Raw genomic sequence first — 17,679 nt, 5'->3', positions numbered from 1 at the left:
ATGAATTATTATGTTAGTAAAAAGCAATGGTGTTCCTGTAATACCTACAGTATTTGACAATTTGTTTAGAGATTGGTCTTCAACTAATTTTTCAGAAACCAATACAAGTTTACCTGCGGTAAATATCAAAGAAGATGAAGATGGATTTACAGTAAATTTAGCAGCTCCAGGAATGGACAAAAAAGATTTCAATATTGATTTAAATAATGATGTATTGACGATTTCTTCAGAAAAAAATGAAGAAAACAAAGAGGAAAAAGATAATTATACACGAAGAGAGTACAGTTATCAATCTTTTAAAAGAAGTTTTAATTTACCAAAAAACATTGTAGATAATGATAAAATTAAAGCAACCTACACTAATGGAGAATTGAGTATTGTAATTCCTAAACGTGAAGAAGCAAAACCAAAACCAGCTCGATTGATTGAGGTAAAATAATGATTGATATGGGCGGATAGTATTCGCCCATTTTTTTATTATTAAATTACAATTATCCCTTTTATTTAATTTAAATTATATAAAAATGAAAAACTTAATAATAGCTACATTGTTGTTAACTTTTTCGTTAACAAGTTGTACCGGTCAAAAACAGACTGATAAAACAGAAACTCAGTTAGATAGTATTGAACCAATTGTAAACAGCAGTGTTCATAAAGAATATGATGAAGATGGAAATTTAATTAGTGTTGATTCTACATACTCCTATTTCTATTCAAATATAAAAGATGATTCTATTTTAGAACAAAATTTTTTCAACAAATTTAAAATAGGATTTGATGATAATTTTAATCATTTAGATAGTATAATGGCTAATGATTTCTTTAATGAAGATATGTTTAAAATGCACGATTTTTACAATCAAGATTTCTTTAGTAAACGATTTAGAATCAATGATAATAATGTAGATGAAATCTTCAAAAAAATGGATTCTATTAAGAATAGGTTCTATTTAAAAAAAGAAGATGATTTGAAAAAAGAAATCTAAAGAATATAAGCTGCCTACTTTGGCAGTTTTTTTTTGGTTATAAAATAGATCTTTAGAATTCGTTTTAGCTTCATTACTAATTATTACTTAATATATAAGAAAACTGTTATTAATACGTTTATGCTATAGCTAACCAACTTATATCTAACAATTAAGATCTAATTAACCAACCTAATGAAAAAGTATCTCATCGCCATTTTGCTGTTTTCAATAACAGTTACAGCATTTTCACAAAAAGAAAAAACTACCTATTATCTTATACGTCATGCTGAAAAAGTTAAGACGGATGCTACTGATAAAAATCCAGAGCTCAACAAAATAGGAAAAGAAAGAGCTAAATCATGGAAAAATATTTTTGATGAATTAAAAATTGATGCCATATATTCTACAGACTATAATCGCACGCTTCAAACGGTAGCTCCAATTGCTAAATCTAAAAAACTAACCGTTCAGAAATACCATCCTAATAATTTGGATGTTGAGCAGTTTTTAAAAGACACGAAAGGCAAAGCTATTCTAATTGTAGGCCACAGTAATACAATACCAGGCTTTGCTAATAAACTGATTGGTGACGGTGAATATTTAAATATAGATGAAACCGATAATGATAATTTATATTTGGTAACTATTGAAGGAGATACCATTGAGCATGTTATGGTTGATGTGGAGTAATAATTCAATTCGATACAAACTATTTAATTACTGAGAATTTATTAGTTTAAAACTTAGTCCGATAATCTCAAAGTATGTTTTATTAGCGTTACACGCAATAGTTATTATCTAGCAATAACCATTAATCGTCAATTGTTCTTATAAATATTAAAATTTAAATCTTTTTAATCTTCCAATTTTAGTTAATTTTGTAGTAATGCAACCAAAGATTAACATAAGGAACAAAAAGGCTCGTTTTGAGTATGAAATTTTAGACACGTATGTGGCTGGAATTCAACTTACGGGTACTGAAATAAAATCAATTAGAGCTAGTAAAGCTCGAATTACAGAGAGCTTTTGTGAGTTTAATGACAAAGGTGAACTTTTCGCCATTAATATGTTTATAGAAGAATATATTAATGGAAATATATACAATCATAAACCCAAAAGTGAACGCCGCTTACTCCTTAATAAGCGTGAATTAAAAAAACTTCAAAAAGAAGTACAGAATGTTGGACTTACCATCATTCCACTTAAATTATTTTTAACGGATAAAGGTTGGGCTAAGTTGGAAATAGGCTTAGCAAAGGGTAAAAAGCTCTATGACAAAAGAGAAACGTTAAAGGATAGAGACAGTAAAAGAAATTTAGATAGGATAAAAAAAATCTATAAATGACATTGAGCTCTTTTTTTCAACTTGTTCGGTGGAAGAACTTGGTAATGATAGCTCTTATTCAAATTCTATTTAAGTATGTTTATTTCCCTTCCTTTTCAGTTGATACAGCATTATCTAATTTTACTTTTGCAATATTAGTTTTTACTACGCTTATCATTGCAGCTGCAGGTTATATTATGAATGATATTTATGATGTTGAAGCCGACAAAATAAATAAACCGACCAAAGTTTTAGTAAGCCGAAAAATAAGTAAAAAACAAGCGAACTTTCTCTATAACATATTTAATAGCATAGGACTGCTTTGTGGATTATATGTTGCTCACACTGTTGACAAACTTTCTTTTGTAGCCATTTTTGTAATTACCATATTATTGTTAAAAGTATATAACTCAGACTTAAAAAAAAGACCTATAATTGGTAATGTAATTGTATCATTATTAGTTTCCATGAGTATTTTAATTGTTGGTGTTTTTGACATCATCCCTATGGTTACTGAAGAAAACGATATTAATCAATATTACGCTTTTAGAGTACTGATAGATTATGCTGTTTTTGCCTTTATATTTATGCTGTTACGTGAAATGGTAAAAGATGCAGAAGATGTAAATGGTGACAAATATATGAACATGAAAACACTACCTATTATTTTAGGTAGAAAAAGAGCCAATACTGTCATTTTTGCTCTCAGTTTTTTTCCTTTAATAATAATTACCTTCTATAGCTTTAATAGCTTTTCTAATGTACCATTTGTTTTGGCCTATATGCTAATTGTAGTACTTATGCCCCTACTCTATTTTATGACAAAAATATTATATGCTAAGTCTAAAAAAGACTATATTAGAGCAAGTAGACTATTAAAATTAATCATGCTATTAGGAATTTTTTCTATAGTAATACTCTCCTTAACCATTTATTATGCTGACCGATAAATTAAAAAATTACAATATCTTATTAGGATCTCAATCCTCGAGAAGAAAACAATTTCTTAGAGATTTAAGAATTCCTTTTACCACCGTTTCTATTGATGTTGATGAAGATTATCCTAAATATTTACATGGAAATGAAATTACCAGTTATTTGGCTGAATTAAAAGCCGATGCCTACGAAGCCACGTTGGAAGATAATGATATCCTTATAACAGCAGATACCTTAGTAAGAGTGTCGGGTAGAGTGTTAGGGAAGCCTAAGAATACAGAAGAGGCTAGAGAAATGTTGAATTTATTATCTGAAAAACAACATGAAGCGATCAGCTCTATTTGTTTAAAAACAAAAAGTAAAAAAACAATTATTAGTGATACTACAATTGTTCATTTTAAAAAATTGACTGATGAGGAAATTGATTTTTATATTGATAATTACAAACCCTTTGATAAGGCTGGAGGATATGGCATACAAGAGTGGATGGGATATATAGCAGTAGAAAAAATTGAAGGTAGCTTTTATAATGTAATGGGCTTTCCTGTTCATAAGTTTTACATAGAAATGATGAAATTATAATCCTAAAAAGCTGTAATTCGGATTCATATAGTTAATTATTTTATTTTATTTGAACGTTTAGAAACGCGTTACTCCCTTTTTTTATAGGGAATTTTAGGATTGTACAATAATTTTAACATTTAGGAGTTATCAACATTCTGCATATTGGCTCGAATTTTGCGTTTTAGTAGAAATACATTTAACTAAAATTAATTATTATGAGAAAATTAGTATTAACACTACTAACCCTTACCTTAACCTCAAGTTTAGTATTTGCACAGAAAATTGATTTCGGATTAAAAGGCGGACTCAATTACAACTTTGGTGGCGATCTCTCTGAAGTCGTTTCTGAAGTCGGTAGTAATGCCGAAAATTTAATTTCAGGAGCTGATAACAAAGCAGGATTCCATCTTGGCTTATGGTCACGCATTCATTTTTTAGGATTGTATTTACGTCCAGAGATTAATTATACACAGTTAAATAACTCGTATAGCAATCCCGATGAAAATGTGAATACCGATTTTAAAACCAAAAAAATAGACATTCCTATTTTATTGGGTACTAAAATTATTGGTCCTGTACACGTTTTTGCAGGTCCATCAATTCAGTATATTACAAAATCTGACTTTAGTCAAAGTGAATTTGAAAATATTACAACCGATGATTTCAGTATTGGATTACAAATTGGAACAGGATTGGAATTAGGCAGGTTTGGACTAGATGTTAGATGGGAAAAAGGATTTTCTAATGATTTAAAAGGTGATCTAGATAATGGTGTTTTAAACACTGGTATTGAAGTAGACAATAGACCTAATCAAATCATATTTGGACTTTCTTATCGATTTAATGATAATAGAAGGTAATTTACAGTAGCGGTAACACGCTTCAGTAAATCAATAATATGTAAAAAAAGCACCAAATTCAATGAATTTGGTGCTTTTTTGTTGTTGTCTTAATTGAATACGAACTTTAAAATACTGCCGACTATTACTGCCAACGGAATACTAATTTCTAACTATCAGAATCTAAATAATCTGGTATATTATCTCCATCCTCATCATTTGCATCTTCTGGGTTACCATCTCCATTAGGATCGGCATTCTCATCACTAGTTAATATACCATCACCATCGTCATCTGTGTCTCCATAATTAGGTATAGCATCTTCGTCTGTATCATCATCGTTATAATCCTTATTTCCATCAAGATCTTCATATAAATCATAAATACCATCACCATCAGTATCTGCTCTTTGCACCAATGCCAACTCTATATGAAACAATAAAGGTGCACTTGTTCCAATTGAACCAGATCCATATTCACCATAACCTAAGCCTGAAGGAAAGAAGATGACTCCTTTGCCCGTATTTTCAAATGCTAAAGGCTCACCATCCTCAGAAGTATTAATACCTCCTTTAAAAAATGGCAATCCATATCCCCATCCAGTAACAGTGTTAGTTAAATCAAACCAACTAAAATTGGTTGACTTGTCAAAATTTGTACTATCCAACTCAAAACCATTGTATTTTACTAACACACGATCTGTTTTACTAGGATACACTCCAGCCACTCCATCTTGACTGATAAGATAATATAACTTAAAATTAATATCATTATACGTTATATTTTCTGTTTGTACCATTGAAAATAAAGATGCTTCTCCATTAAGGATTGTATCTATAACACCAAAAGATTCATCTGCTGTAGGTGGAATATAATAATGCGTCTGTAAATAATCTACTAATTCCTCATCGTCCAATAAAGCCTGTGCTTCATTATCAAAAGGTTCTGCATCATCATCGTCCTTTTTACAAGAAACCAGTACTAATCCTAATATAAAAATGTAAAATATAGCGTTAAATTTCAATTTCATCTGTTATTTTTTTTTGAGCCTGCAATTTACATCTATTTTCTAAAATACATATAAGTAAACTACATTTAACAAAAAATTATAAAGCATGCTTATGAATGTGCTGTTAATATTAGAAAGTATAGCATTCTTACTTTAAATACTAATTGTTATTCCCTTGTCTTCCTGCTCCCATTCTCCCCCCTTGTTGTTCATCAAAATGAGCATCAAACCAAACTGGTTTTTCAATATCATTTTCATAAATATAAGTTGCTATTTTTTTTAAGTCCTCTTCTTTATAATTAAGATTTGTCATTACCCTAAATTGTTGTACTGCTCCAAACATTAATGCTTTTTGCTCAGTAGGCTCTTTAGAAAAATTAACTATTGCGTTAACGAAATCTTCTTTTTGAGGATTAGCCATTAAGTATCTTTTCTTTACGGCTATCATTGGTGGTGCAATAATCTCATCATGAGATTTACTGGTAATACTATGGCAGGCATAACACGTATTTTTAAACAACGTATAGGCTTCTTCTTGTTGTTCTGCGGTCTTCGTATTAGAAAGTGTAGCTTGTGTTGATGGTTTTTTATCATTATTACAGCTTACCAACGCAAATAATAATAAAGAGCATAAAATTAGATTTTTCATATTTTAAGAGTTTATCAAAACTAACTTTTCTCTAATCTTAAAAAAATGATATTCATCATATATTGGAAACTATTTACTGAATAAAATCCTTTTCAGAACATTCCATAATAGGTGACCAAAAAATTTAAAGGGTCTTATTAGAATGGTGTAAAACAAAAAAAAGTATTGCTTTTGTCATGAACATTCACAACAAAAACAATACTTAATTATACATGAGTAACCTTACGGTTAACATTGTTTTATCTATAATATAGAAATTACGCTTTAAAAGTAATCTTACGCATACGTAAGCTCTTTGGAGTAATTTCTAAATACTCATCATCTTTAATATACTCCATACATTCTTCTAAAGAAAAATCTACTTTCGGGAAAATTTTCATGGCCTCATCAGTACCTGATTTACGCATATTTGTCAATTGCTTTCCTTTTACCAAGTTTACAGCCATGTCTTCTGTTTTACTATTTTCTCCTATGACTTGACCCACATAGATCTCATCGTTAGGATCAATGAAAAACCTTCCTCTATCTTGTAAACGGTCTAAAGCATAAGCAGTAGCTTTACCTGCGGCAGCTGAAACAATAGCTCCTTTTGGCTCATCAGAAAATTCACCTTTAAAAGGTTCATATGAACTAAATCTGTGATTTACAATTGCTTGACCAGCAGTTGCTGTTAATATTTTATTACGTAATCCAATCAACCCTCTTGAAGGAATGTTGAATTCTAAATGTTGTAAATCTCCTTTAGGCTCCATTACCAACAAGTCCCCTTTTCTCAATGAAACTAAATGTACAGCTCTTGAAGAAACTTCTTCTGGTACATCAATTACTAATGTTTCAAAAGGCTCACATTTCTTACCGTCAATCTCTTTTAAAATTACTTGAGGACGACCTACTTGTAACTCGTAACCTTCACGACGCATAGTTTCTATCAAAACTGATAAATGCAATACACCACGTCCAAATACGATAAACTTATCTTCAGAATCAGTAGTTTCAACTTTAAGAGCTAAATTTTTCTCTAATTCTTTGAATAATCTATCACGTAAATGACGAGAAGTAACAAATTTACCTTCTTTACCAAAGAATGGAGAGTTGTTAATTGTAAACAACATACTCATTGTTGGTTGATCAATTTCTGTTCTTGGCAATGCTTCTGGATTTTCTAAATCTGCAATTGTATCACCAATTTCAAATCCGTCAAGACCAGTTATTGCACAAATATCTCCACAACGTACTTTTTCTACTTGGGCTTTACCCATTCCTTCAAACACGTGTAATTCTTTAATTCTAACTTTTTTAGTAGAGCCATCAGCTTTACATAACATGTAATCTTTAGCCACTTCTAAATCTCCACGAAAAATTCGTCCAATTGCAATTCTTCCAGTAAATGCAGAAAAATCTAACGAAGTAATTTGCATTTGAGGAGTTCCTTCATTATAAGGAGACTCAGGAATAGATTCCAAAACAGCATCTAATAAATCTACAATATCGGTCGTTGGTTTTTGCCAATCTGTACTCATCCAACCATTTTTAGCTGAACCATATATCGTTGTAAAATCTAATTGTTCTTCAGTTGCGTCTAAAGCAAACATAAGATCAAAAACTTTTTCATGTACAATATCAGGTGTACAATTTTCTTTATCTACTTTGTTTACGACTACAATTGGAGTTAAACCCAATTCCAACGCTTTACCTAATACAAAACGAGTCTGAGGCATAGGACCTTCAAATGCATCTACTAGTAATAAAACACCATCAGCCATTTTTAATACACGCTCTACCTCTCCACCAAAATCGGCGTGACCAGGGGTATCAATTACATTTATCTTTACTCCTTTATAAACGACAGATACGTTTTTGGACAAGATCGTAATACCACGTTCACGTTCTAAATCATTGTTGTCTAACAACAAGTCAGTACGCTCTTTACGTTCATCCAAGATATGGGCTTGGTCAATAATTTTATCAACTAGGGTAGTTTTACCGTGATCGACGTGAGCTATAATAGCTATGTTTCTAATAGATTGCATATATTTTTTTTTCGAGGTGCAAAAGTAGTGTTTAATTTGATTAATAATGATTTAAGAATGTATTTTTTCCATTTAGGTTTCATAAAAAAGCTAAATTGTCACAAATATTAGAGAATACAAGTTCCATTATTTGAAATAAAAACAATAATTGACAAAAGACGTTCCTTTTAATAGTACGATAATTATTATAAAAAAATAAAACTTATCTTTATCAATCTATAAACCAACCCTTTGATAAAATGTCAGTACCCGTAAAAGTTTTTATAGTAGAGGATGAAATGATTATTGCTGCCAATATTTCTCTTCAATTACAAAAATTAGGTTATGAGGTTGTAGGTATGGTACCTAGAGGTGAAGATGCTTTAGAACAAATAGAAGCAAATATACCCGACATTATATTAATGGATATTCAACTGAAAGGTAAACTAAGCGGAATTGATACGGCGAAACTTATTCAGGTTAAATATAAAATACCAATAATTTACCTAACGGCAAACACAGACGATTCCTATTTTAACGAGGCAAAAACCACAAAACCAGCTGCATTTATATCAAAACCTTTTAAGAATTTGGACTTACAACGTGCTATAGAATTGTCTATTGACACCATTACACTAGAAGCAGAAAAAATAGAGCAGAAAAACCCTTATGTATTAGAAGATTGCATTTTTGTGAGAGATCATGATAAAATGGTAAAAATTTCTATTAAAAACATTTATTATATTGAAGCTGATCGTAATTACTGTCGTATTTTTTGCAAAGACAAAGCGTTTTTAATTGTAAACACCTTAAAAGATATTAATGAAAAACTGCCCAAGGCACATTTTTTAAGAGTACATCGATCTTATATTGTAAATCTCTCTAAAATTGATGAAGTAGCTGGGAGCCATTTAATAGTATCTAAAAAAGTGGTTCCTATGAGTAAATCATTTAAAATTGATTTAATGAAAAGATTGCATACCATCTAAGCAATTTTGTCAAAACAGAACTGAATAGAAATGGAAGCACCATTTTCATTATGTTTTTCAATAAAACCTCCCAATTGACTTACCAATAGATTAATTAACTGAGTACCAAATCCTGTCCCCTTAGAAACTTCAGTACCAACAAACCCAATACCATTATCCTTAAAATTTAGGGTATATTCATTGTTGTTACTTTTTGATAAATTTATAGAGATTTCACCTACCTTATTATTTGGAAAGGCATATTTCATGGCGTTAGTTAATAATTCATTAGTGATTAAACCTAACGGAATAGCCATATCTATATCAACTTCTAGAGCTTCCATATCTACTTTTAATGAAATACGATTGTCATTTCCAAATGAGTCCAAAACATGTTGACTAAGATTTATAAAATAATCTTTCATTTCAACCTTTGACAAATTATTACGTTGATATAACTTTTGATGAATCAAACTCATTGTATGCACTCTATTCTGGCAATGTAACATAACATCTACCGTTTTTTTATCGGTAATTTGAGCAGATTGTAAGGCCAATAAACTTGAAACGATCTCCAAATTATTCTTAACACGATGATGAATTTCTTTTAATAAGAACTCTTTTTCTTTATTTTGTTGCTGCAGTAAAATCCTTTTCTTCCTAATGTTTTGATAGGCATAATAGATAAGCGTTAGCACTATAAAAAGCATTACTGAAATAACAATAATTAATGTTTCTCTTAACTTTTGTTTTTTTATCTCTGTTTCTTGTAACTTAATTGTATTCTCTTTTTGAGCAACTTCAAATTCCGTTTGTAATTGTGAAATTCTTTCATCAGCTTCAGCTGTAAACACTTTACTCTGCAATAGATCGTATTGTGCAAAGGCTGCATAGGCTTCTTGATAATCATGATTTCCTGCATGTGCCCTACCCAAACTATTATAAGCCTGGCTTAAATAATAATTATCACCAAAATCAACCGTTGCAATTCGTATCGAATTTTGCAGACTTTTTATAGCACTAAGATATTTACCTTCCAAATTCTGAGCATTACCCAAAGAAAGCCAAGATCGCATCAGCATAAAATTATTATCCAATAAATTGGCATATTTAATTGCATTCTCACCTGCCAATGCTGCTTGTTCAAATTTATTTAAATAAGCATTTAAATCAGTCAACGAAATATAAATATCACTTAAATTGTTATAAAAACCATAGCGTTCGCCAATTGCAATAGCATGATTATAATACTTAAGAGCTTCTTCCTGCCGCTTTAATGCTAAATAATTATTACCAACCAAATATAATGTAAAGTCATAATCTAAATCATTCATACCAACTTCTTCAAAAAGAGCAACCGATCTTAAACCGTACTCCAACCCTTTGTCAAATTTTGATTGTTTCCAGAATAAATTACTTAAATCACTATACGCCATAGCAATTGCACGTTTATCCTGTAGGTCTTCTCCCAATTTGAGTGCTTCTAAAGCATAGTCTGCAGCTTTGCCAATTAATCCTCTTCGTTCAAAAACATAACCTAATTCTGTATATAACTTGGGTAAATCTTGCTTTCTAACTTTCCTTTTAGCCTCTTGCAACACAAAAAAAGCACTGTCTAGCTTTTCCATACGAAGCAAAATTGCTCCTTGAGTTATCTGAAACTTTCCATGCCAAAGTGTATCTTTTTTTTGTTTGGTTATTTTTAAACCCCGAATTGCAAAACTCAAAGCTTTATTTAAATTTCGTGTATGCCAATAATAGGCCAAATCATTTAACACGGAAAATTTAATGGAATCTGTTTTTAATTTGGGTAAAGCAACTTCTAAAATGTCTAAGTAGGAATCTCCAAAATTATCAGTATCAATAAAAACCTTGTTATATGGATTCTCTTTATTCGAATCAAAAATTTGAGCACCACAAATACTACTATAAAAAATAGTAAAAAAGCCAAATAAAAATAGTTTCCGTAAATACCTTCTCATTAAATGCATTAAAAGCGGTAGTAATTCCGTTTTCGCTAATTTACCAATTTATAATTTGCAATAAAAAACTGTAGAAAAATAAAATTTATTCTTCGGACACTAAAAGTATCCATTCGTCCTAGTCCACTTGTTTTTCAACTTTAGAAATGTCTATTTAGATGTTGCATACTAAGAGAAATTATGAAATTTAGGATTGTAATATATATGTTTATTGGCTCCATCTTACTCTCGTGTAATCCAACGCAACAATCTAGTGGAGCTTTATCGAACACTACTATAAGAGCTACAATTTCAAATTATTTAATTAGCCAGAATAGTATTGGCAGGAATAAAGCGGATACGTTACTTACAGAAAATTTTATCAGAAATATGAATGGGATTGAAATGGTATCTAATATAAATGAACATAAGGCTAATATGCACATTTTTCATACCGGTTTTCCTGATATGAACTTTACTTTTCCAAGCCAGTTCATAAAAGATAATGAAGCCTTTATAGTATGGATATTTACAGGTACACATACTGGAATTTTTGGTGAAATTAATGCTACTGGCATGAAAATAAAAGTTAACGGAATTTCACATCTTTATTTAGATAAAGAAGGTAAAATTTATAGAGAAGATGTGTTTTATAATGAACTGGATTTGTTGCAACAATTGGGATTTACTCTAAATCCACCTATTACGGAATAAATAAAATTAACAATCACAATAAACCTTAAAACTAACGATTATGAAAAATTTTAAAAGAATGATGGTCTTAGCAATTGTGCTTATTCTAAATCCAATCGTCACAAATGCACAAGAAACAACCATAGAATTTGAAAATGCAGATTCGGCTGAAAATCTCGTACGGACTTATGTTAACGCATTACAAGCTGCAGATATAGCCAAAATGAGTGCTACATTAGATTCAGGTGCCATGATTTATGGGTTAGACGGTGGATTAGATTCTCTCACTGTTGCTGAACATACCATTTATTATAAAAAAAGTACTGATTCCTATAAACATGTAATCAGCGGTGACCTTTATTTACCTGTTAAAGTTACTGATAATTGGAATGAAGGTGAATGGGTACTAGCATGGGGTACAAACACAATTACAAATAAAGAGACTGAAAATACAATAGTTATACCATTTCATATTGCAAGTTTAGTTGCTAATGGTAAAATAATAATGATGCGTTATTTTTATGATACAGCAAACATTATGAAAAACACAGGATGGACATTAACACCTCCCAAAAAGTAACAATTAAATAATTAATATTAATCGCTAAGTAGTGTAAAATACTTAGTGATTACTATTTCATTAAAAAATTATTATACCTGAAAAAAGTGGGAATTATTGGTGGGTCTGATTTTATTGGTAGCTATGACACCAAAGCGTTTTTAAATCAAATATTTTAAGTGAATTAAACTATCAATTATGAAAAATAAAGAACCCAATTGGACCAAAAACGAATTGAAAATTTATATTCTGTTGCTATGTGCCAATGCAGATTCCAAAATAAAGAAAAAAGAATTGAAACTCATAAAATCGAGTGCAGATGAAGCAACCTTTAAACCAATATATAAGGAGTTTAAAAAGGATGATGAAGATACTCAATTTGATAAGATAGAATATGTTATTGGAAAACATGAATATACACATGAAGAACTCAATGATCTGAAAAGAGACGTCTTTAAAATTTTCAATTCAGATGATAAATTCGTAACCAACGAACGCTATCTAGAAAAAGTCCTTGATAATATTTTGTATTAAAAACCAATGAAATGAAAACAAAAAAATTAACAACATTGGTAATCGCACTAGTAGTTGCAATGTCATTTATAAGCTGCAACGAAAAAACCAATACTGACACAACCGGACACACTGAAACTAATAAGCACAAAGATGCTAAGGCTGAACATGAGACACCAGAATACTTCCTGTTACGTCCGGAAGTAGAAAAAGCCTATGGTTATTCCCATGCTGTAAAAATAGGTAATTCAATAAAAATCTCTGGAGCGGTTAGCATGGATGATGAAGGGAATCCGACAGCAGTTGGGGATTTTGAACAGCAAATGAAAAATTGCTATGCCGATTTAGAAAAAATATTAAAACACTATGGCTGTACGTTCGATGATGTTGTAAAAGAAGATGTCTTCACTACAGATATGGCAAAGTTTTTAGAGTTTGCTAGTTACAGAACTGAAATTTATAAAAAGCACTTTCCAACAGGTTCTTGGCTCGGTGTCAAAGAACTGGCGGTTCCTGAATTTATGATTGAAATAGAATTGGAAGTGCATAAACCAAAAAATAAATAATAAACCCTGAAAAATAAAAACCATGAAGGTAATATCAAAAATTCTTATTCTATCACTTCTAATATCATACACTGCAATTAGCCAAACACTACCCCAAGCCATTTCTAAAATCAACACAGAAGGCTTTCAGAAATCGGAAGTGATGAGCCTCATTACTGATTTGTCTGATGTTTACGCCCCTCGGCTTACAGGTACAAATCAATATTTTACGGCTGCAGAATGGGCAAAGAAAACCATGGAAAATTGGGATGTTGACAAGGTGTATTTCGAAAATTACTGTGATGATTGTATGGGTTGGGAAGTCAACTCATTTAATGTAGAAATGACTGAACCTGCTTATATGAAAATACAGGCCTATCCATATGCGTGGACAGAAAGTTCAAATGGCGTACAGATAGGCGATTTAGTTTCAATTGAAAATCACACCGATTTAGAAGCTATAAAAAAACAGTGGAGCGGAAAATTAAAAGGAAAAACCATATTAATGGGTTCGGCACCTGAGCAAAATATGCTATTTGATGCACTTTCAAAACGGTTTACAGACGATCAAATTGAGGAAGCTAAAAAATCGATTGTACCCGTACCAAGTAGTCCATTAGGGTCATCTGCTGGAGATATGGATCTAATTGAAGATTTAGAGGTTATTTTCGAAAGTTTTATGAGAAAGGATGATGCCTTTTTTGCATTCTTAAAAGCAGAAGGTGCTTTAAGTATTTTAGGTACTACACCTTTTTTTCCAGGTATTATTCATCCAAGCGGTACTTATAATTTTAAGAAAAGTCATGTAAAATCAATCCCCTATTTTGCTATTTCGCCAGAAAATTTCGGAAAATTAAAACGCTTAATAACTAGAGAAATCAATCCGAAAATCAAATTCCATTTAGATTCTGAACTCTATTTAAAACCAGAAAATAACGTGAATATTATTGCAGAAATCACAGGGTCCGATCCAAAATTAAAAGACGAAGTGGTGATGATTGGTGCCCATTTTGATTCTTGGCATTCGGCATCTGGAGCCACAGATAATGGAGCAGGTTCAGCAGTGATGATGGAAGTGATGCGAATAATTAAGTCGTCTGGACTAAAACCAAAACGAACGATTAGAATGGTACTATGGGGAGGAGAAGAACAAGGATATTTAGGTTCTATGGCCTATGCCGAAAAGCATTACGGAAAAGTAAAAGAAACTACCAGAAAAAAAGAGGTTGAAAAGATTTCTGCTTATATCAATATGGATAATGGTGCAGGACAAATGCGAGGAATTTATTTACAGGGAAACGAAGCGGTCAGACCCATTTTTGAAGATATGTTAGCTCCTTACACCTATTTAGATGTAAATAATCTAACCATTCAAAATACAAATTTTACAGATCATGATGTTTTTGACTATTACAAAATACCAGGATTTCAAATCATTCAAGATCCGTTAAACTACAGTACAGTAACGCATCACACTAATTTAGATGCTTTGGAATATGTTCCTGAACGTGACATGAAGATAAATGCCACAGTCATTGCAGCACTTGTGTATCAAATTTCAGAAAGAGATTCACGCTTACCAAGAGAAGAGTAATCTAAAATGAAATACGATTAACCATTAACAGAAAAATAGAAACTAAAATCAAAAATTATGAAAGAAAATCAAAACATGCAGGTCATTGACAAACTATATAAGGGATTTGCAACCGGTGCTATGCATACAGTTCTCGGCTGTATGGACGCTCAAATTGAATGGAACGAAGCGGAAAGTAATTCCTTGGCGGACGGCAATCCATATTTTGGTCCGGAGGCTATTTTAAATGGTGTTTTTGCTCGTCTTGGAGCAGATCATGAATATTTTAAGCTATCTGATATTGAACTTCATGAAATGAGTAACAACAAAGTGTTGGCTACTTTACGATATGATGTTAAAAACAAAGAAACAGGAAAATCTTATAATGCTCAAGTGGCACATTTCTGGTCTTTAAAAGACAATAAAATTGTCAAGTTTCAACAGTATGCTGATACCAAAAAATTGGCGGATGCTGAGGAAATATAATTCGACTAAATTGGGGTTATTCATTATACTGATTATATATCAATCCTAAGTGACATGTCGCCTTCTGTTTTAGAACATCAGGTTAGAACTTAGATTGAAAAAAAGAGTAAATAGCAAAAGCCTAATAACATTAATTGATTCATCGCAGAAGTATAATTTTAAAATAAAACAACATGAAAAAAATCATCAAAAAGAATGTATTTTTTTTGCTAAGCCTAGCTTTCTTTCTTATAACTACTATGAATGGATATGCCCAAGAAGCAAATCTACCTGATGGCACTATTATCGAAAAACTCGCCTACATAAAAGACATCAAAAATTTCAGTAGTGAAAGTGAACGGATAAAGGTGCTTTTTGAAGTCTATACCGAAAGTCAATTAGAAGCATCGCCCGGAATGGCTACTTTTTTTGGAAAACCTAATTTCAATCATTTATGGGATGACGTTTCACCAGAAGGGACAAAAAAAAACTTAGCGGTATTAAAGATTTTCAACGCATCAAAAGACTGGTTTAACCTAGATAAGTTAACGGAAGATGATAAGATTAATTTCAGCATTTTTAATCGCTCTGTTGGTGACCAATATGCTATGAATAGTCAGTTTCCAGAACAGTATTTAATTATAGACCAAATTCAGGGAGTTCATACGTATATCCCTGCAATAATTCAAATGATGCCAACCAATTCTTCAAAAGCATTAGAAAACATTATAGCTAGACTTAAGGGTATACCACAACTTCTACAAAATATTGAAATAACCTTATCTGAAGGTATTGAAAAGGGAATTGTGATGCCACGAAATACTGTGGTACAGGTACCCGAGCAATTAAAAAGCATGATTGCTAAAACTCCAATAAAAAGCCTTTTTTATACACCATTTGCAAACCTAGAAGGAAATGATCTTTTAAAAGAGAAGGTGAAAACGATTATTTCCAAAAGCGTAAACCCAGCTTTAGAAAGGTTCAGGAGTTTTATGACGGATACTTATTTGCCTAATACAAGAGAAAGTTACGGTTTAAGTGAATTACCAAATGGAACGGCTTGGTACAATCAGCAAATAAAGTTTCATACCACCACAAATAAGACGGCTCAGGAAATCCACGACCTAGGACTATCAGAAGTAGCGAGAATATTAGTCGAAATGGAAAAGGTGAAATCTGATATAGGCTTCAACGGAGATTTAAATGCATTTAATACCTTCCTCAAAGAAGACCCTCAGTTTTATTTTAACACGCCCGAAGAATTACTTTCGGCTTATCGTGACATTTGCAAAAAAATAGATCCTGTTTTACCTCAGCTTTTTGGTAAACTACCAAGGCTACCTTATGGTGTAAAAAAAGTTCCTGCCTATTCAGAGCAAGCTACCACAACTGCCTATTATAATCCAGGTTCTTTGCAGACAGGTGTGGCAGGTTATTTCTTTGCGAATACCTATAACTTAAAAACGAGACCAAAATGGGAGATGGAAGCGTTGACTATTCATGAAGCTGTGCCTGGCCATCACTTACAAATTTCACTTGCACAAGAGTTAGAGAACGTTCCAGAGTTTAGAACGATGCTTAATTTCACTGCATTTGTTGAAGGTTGGGGACTCTATTCTGAAAGTTTAGGTCCAGAACTTGGAATGTACAAAGATGCCTATTCTCAATACGGACAATTGACGTATGAAATGTGGCGTGCTATTCGTTTGGTGGTTGATACTGGTATTCATGCTTTTGGATGGACCAGACAAGAAGCCATTGACTATTTCGTAAAGAATTCAGGAAAAAATGAAAATGATATTACGGTTGAAATCGATAGGTATATCGCTTGGCCTGGACAAGCCTTAGCTTACAAAATTGGAGAGCTAAAAATAAAAGAGCTTAGAAAGAAATCTGAAGAAACCCTTAAAGATCAATTTGATATTAGGTTATTTCATGATGTAGTTCTCGGTAGTGGTTCAATTCCATTAGATGTGTTAGAAGATAATGTAAACCAATGGATAACCAATCAAAAAGGCAATTGATTGGTGGCATGCACGATACCATGGATCCAAAATTTATGGAATAGATAAGTACGGAAGTATAAACCGGAAGAAGCTTAACA

The 17,679-nt window shown here is 31.6% G+C and carries 19 protein-coding genes; 15 read left to right on the top strand and 4 right to left on the bottom strand.

All coding sequences use genetic code 11. The features are described 5' to 3' along the window. Positions 1-10: 10 nt before the first annotated feature. From JBL43_RS15130 to JBL43_RS15100, 7 genes are all read left to right on the top strand, one after another. Positions 11-439, top strand: coding sequence for an Hsp20/alpha crystallin family protein (locus JBL43_RS15130; protein WP_198842248.1), 429 nt, complete (start codon positions 11-13; stop codon positions 437-439). A gap of 85 nt (positions 440-524) precedes the next feature. Then, positions 525-986 (top strand): hypothetical protein, encoded by a 462-nt coding sequence (locus JBL43_RS15125; RefSeq protein WP_198842247.1) that lies wholly within the window; start codon positions 525-527, stop codon positions 984-986. Between the two features lie 174 nt (positions 987-1,160). After that, positions 1,161-1,658, top strand: a complete 498-nt coding sequence (locus tag JBL43_RS15120) for a SixA phosphatase family protein (RefSeq protein ID WP_198842246.1) — start codon at positions 1,161-1,163, stop codon at positions 1,656-1,658. Between the two features lie 196 nt (positions 1,659-1,854). After that, the gene (gene smpB / locus JBL43_RS15115) at positions 1,855-2,313 is read left to right on the top strand and encodes an SsrA-binding protein SmpB (RefSeq protein ID WP_138949367.1); all 459 of its coding nucleotides are present in this window, start codon (positions 1,855-1,857) and stop codon (positions 2,311-2,313) included. Next, complete coding sequence (locus JBL43_RS15110; RefSeq protein ID WP_262896271.1) at positions 2,310-3,242, top strand: geranylgeranylglycerol-phosphate geranylgeranyltransferase; 933 nt, start codon at positions 2,310-2,312, stop codon at positions 3,240-3,242. The genes smpB and JBL43_RS15110 overlap by 4 nt, the downstream gene beginning before the upstream one ends. Continuing rightward, complete coding sequence (locus tag JBL43_RS15105; protein ID WP_198842244.1) at positions 3,229-3,810, top strand: Maf family nucleotide pyrophosphatase; 582 nt, start codon at positions 3,229-3,231, stop codon at positions 3,808-3,810. The genes JBL43_RS15110 and JBL43_RS15105 overlap by 14 nt, the downstream gene beginning before the upstream one ends. Positions 3,811-4,007: 197 nt before the next feature. Then, positions 4,008-4,652: an outer membrane beta-barrel protein gene (locus JBL43_RS15100; RefSeq protein ID WP_198842243.1), complete on the top strand. Its 645-nt coding sequence runs from the start codon at positions 4,008-4,010 to the stop codon at positions 4,650-4,652. 148 nt (positions 4,653-4,800) lie between these two features. On the opposite strand, the gene JBL43_RS15095 is transcribed toward JBL43_RS15100, so the two are convergent. The 3 genes from JBL43_RS15095 to typA form a co-directional block, all read right to left on the bottom strand. Beyond that, on the bottom strand, positions 4,801-5,661 hold the full coding sequence (locus JBL43_RS15095; protein WP_198842242.1) for an FKBP-type peptidyl-prolyl cis-trans isomerase: 861 nt from the start codon (positions 5,659-5,661) through the stop codon (positions 4,801-4,803). 139 nt (positions 5,662-5,800) lie between these two features. Continuing rightward, positions 5,801-6,289 (bottom strand): c-type cytochrome, encoded by a 489-nt coding sequence (locus JBL43_RS15090; RefSeq protein ID WP_198842241.1) that lies wholly within the window; start codon positions 6,287-6,289, stop codon positions 5,801-5,803. Between the two features lie 257 nt (positions 6,290-6,546). Next, positions 6,547-8,319, bottom strand: coding sequence for a translational GTPase TypA (gene typA / locus JBL43_RS15085; RefSeq protein ID WP_198842240.1), 1,773 nt, complete (start codon positions 8,317-8,319; stop codon positions 6,547-6,549). Between the two features lie 239 nt (positions 8,320-8,558). Between typA and JBL43_RS15080 the strand changes: the two genes are divergently transcribed. Beyond that, the gene (locus JBL43_RS15080) at positions 8,559-9,287 is read left to right on the top strand and encodes a LytR/AlgR family response regulator transcription factor (RefSeq protein ID WP_198842239.1); all 729 of its coding nucleotides are present in this window, start codon (positions 8,559-8,561) and stop codon (positions 9,285-9,287) included. On the opposite strand, the gene JBL43_RS15075 is transcribed toward JBL43_RS15080, so the two are convergent. After that, entirely contained in the window at positions 9,284-11,248 is a 1,965-nt protein-coding gene (locus JBL43_RS15075; RefSeq protein ID WP_198842238.1) for a sensor histidine kinase, read from the bottom strand. The two genes, JBL43_RS15080 and JBL43_RS15075, sit on opposite strands and share 4 nt — an antisense overlap. Positions 11,249-11,428: 180 nt before the next feature. Here JBL43_RS15075 and JBL43_RS15070 point away from each other — a divergent pair, with 180 nt between their 5' ends. The 7 genes from JBL43_RS15070 (at position 11,429) to JBL43_RS15040 (ending at position 17,599) form a co-directional block, all read left to right on the top strand. Then, positions 11,429-11,941 carry an ester cyclase gene (locus JBL43_RS15070; RefSeq protein WP_198842237.1) on the top strand — a complete coding sequence of 171 codons (513 nt, stop codon included), beginning with the start codon at positions 11,429-11,431 and terminating at the stop codon, positions 11,939-11,941. 40 nt (positions 11,942-11,981) lie between these two features. Then, positions 11,982-12,500, top strand: coding sequence for a hypothetical protein (locus JBL43_RS15065; protein WP_198842236.1), 519 nt, complete (start codon positions 11,982-11,984; stop codon positions 12,498-12,500). A 177-nt stretch (positions 12,501-12,677) separates the two neighbouring features. Further along, positions 12,678-13,013, top strand: a complete 336-nt coding sequence (locus JBL43_RS15060) for a hypothetical protein (RefSeq protein ID WP_198842235.1) — start codon at positions 12,678-12,680, stop codon at positions 13,011-13,013. Between the two features lie 35 nt (positions 13,014-13,048). Beyond that, entirely contained in the window at positions 13,049-13,558 is a 510-nt protein-coding gene (locus JBL43_RS15055) for a RidA family protein (RefSeq protein ID WP_438839435.1), read from the top strand. Between the two features lie 22 nt (positions 13,559-13,580). Beyond that, positions 13,581-15,131 (top strand): M20/M25/M40 family metallo-hydrolase, encoded by a 1,551-nt coding sequence (locus JBL43_RS15050; protein WP_198842233.1) that lies wholly within the window; start codon positions 13,581-13,583, stop codon positions 15,129-15,131. A 57-nt stretch (positions 15,132-15,188) separates the two neighbouring features. Next, positions 15,189-15,596, top strand: a complete 408-nt coding sequence (locus JBL43_RS15045; protein WP_198842232.1) for a nuclear transport factor 2 family protein — start codon at positions 15,189-15,191, stop codon at positions 15,594-15,596. A gap of 173 nt (positions 15,597-15,769) precedes the next feature. Continuing rightward, positions 15,770-17,599, top strand: coding sequence for a DUF885 domain-containing protein (locus JBL43_RS15040; RefSeq protein ID WP_198842231.1), 1,830 nt, complete (start codon positions 15,770-15,772; stop codon positions 17,597-17,599). The last annotated feature ends 80 nt before the right edge of the window (positions 17,600-17,679 follow it).

The sequence above is a fragment of the Aureibaculum flavum genome (assembly GCF_016406085.1).
Classification (GTDB): Bacteria; Bacteroidota; Bacteroidia; order Flavobacteriales; family Flavobacteriaceae; genus Aureibaculum; species Aureibaculum flavum.
Note: the sequence above shows the minus strand (reverse complement) of the source record. Positions and strands in the feature narration are given on the sequence as shown.

Coding starts and splice junctions, on each gene's coding strand:
- JBL43_RS15130 (WP_198842248.1), top strand. CDS start 11: ATGTTAGTAAAAAGCAATGGTGTTCCTGTAATACCTACAGTATTTGAC.
- JBL43_RS15125 (WP_198842247.1), top strand. CDS start 525: ATGAAAAACTTAATAATAGCTACATTGTTGTTAACTTTTTCGTTAACA.
- JBL43_RS15120 (WP_198842246.1), top strand. CDS start 1,161: ATGAAAAAGTATCTCATCGCCATTTTGCTGTTTTCAATAACAGTTACA.
- smpB (WP_138949367.1), top strand. CDS start 1,855: ATGCAACCAAAGATTAACATAAGGAACAAAAAGGCTCGTTTTGAGTAT.
- JBL43_RS15110 (WP_262896271.1), top strand. CDS start 2,310: ATGACATTGAGCTCTTTTTTTCAACTTGTTCGGTGGAAGAACTTGGTA.
- JBL43_RS15105 (WP_198842244.1), top strand. CDS start 3,229: ATGCTGACCGATAAATTAAAAAATTACAATATCTTATTAGGATCTCAA.
- JBL43_RS15100 (WP_198842243.1), top strand. CDS start 4,008: ATGAGAAAATTAGTATTAACACTACTAACCCTTACCTTAACCTCAAGT.
- JBL43_RS15095 (WP_198842242.1), bottom strand. CDS start 5,661: ATGAAATTGAAATTTAACGCTATATTTTACATTTTTATATTAGGATTA.
- JBL43_RS15090 (WP_198842241.1), bottom strand. CDS start 6,289: ATGAAAAATCTAATTTTATGCTCTTTATTATTATTTGCGTTGGTAAGC.
- typA (WP_198842240.1), bottom strand. CDS start 8,319: ATGCAATCTATTAGAAACATAGCTATTATAGCTCACGTCGATCACGGT.
- JBL43_RS15080 (WP_198842239.1), top strand. CDS start 8,559: ATGTCAGTACCCGTAAAAGTTTTTATAGTAGAGGATGAAATGATTATT.
- JBL43_RS15075 (WP_198842238.1), bottom strand. CDS start 11,248: ATGAGAAGGTATTTACGGAAACTATTTTTATTTGGCTTTTTTACTATT.
- JBL43_RS15070 (WP_198842237.1), top strand. CDS start 11,429: ATGAAATTTAGGATTGTAATATATATGTTTATTGGCTCCATCTTACTC.
- JBL43_RS15065 (WP_198842236.1), top strand. CDS start 11,982: ATGAAAAATTTTAAAAGAATGATGGTCTTAGCAATTGTGCTTATTCTA.
- JBL43_RS15060 (WP_198842235.1), top strand. CDS start 12,678: ATGAAAAATAAAGAACCCAATTGGACCAAAAACGAATTGAAAATTTAT.
- JBL43_RS15050 (WP_198842233.1), top strand. CDS start 13,581: ATGAAGGTAATATCAAAAATTCTTATTCTATCACTTCTAATATCATAC.
- JBL43_RS15045 (WP_198842232.1), top strand. CDS start 15,189: ATGAAAGAAAATCAAAACATGCAGGTCATTGACAAACTATATAAGGGA.
- JBL43_RS15040 (WP_198842231.1), top strand. CDS start 15,770: ATGAAAAAAATCATCAAAAAGAATGTATTTTTTTTGCTAAGCCTAGCT.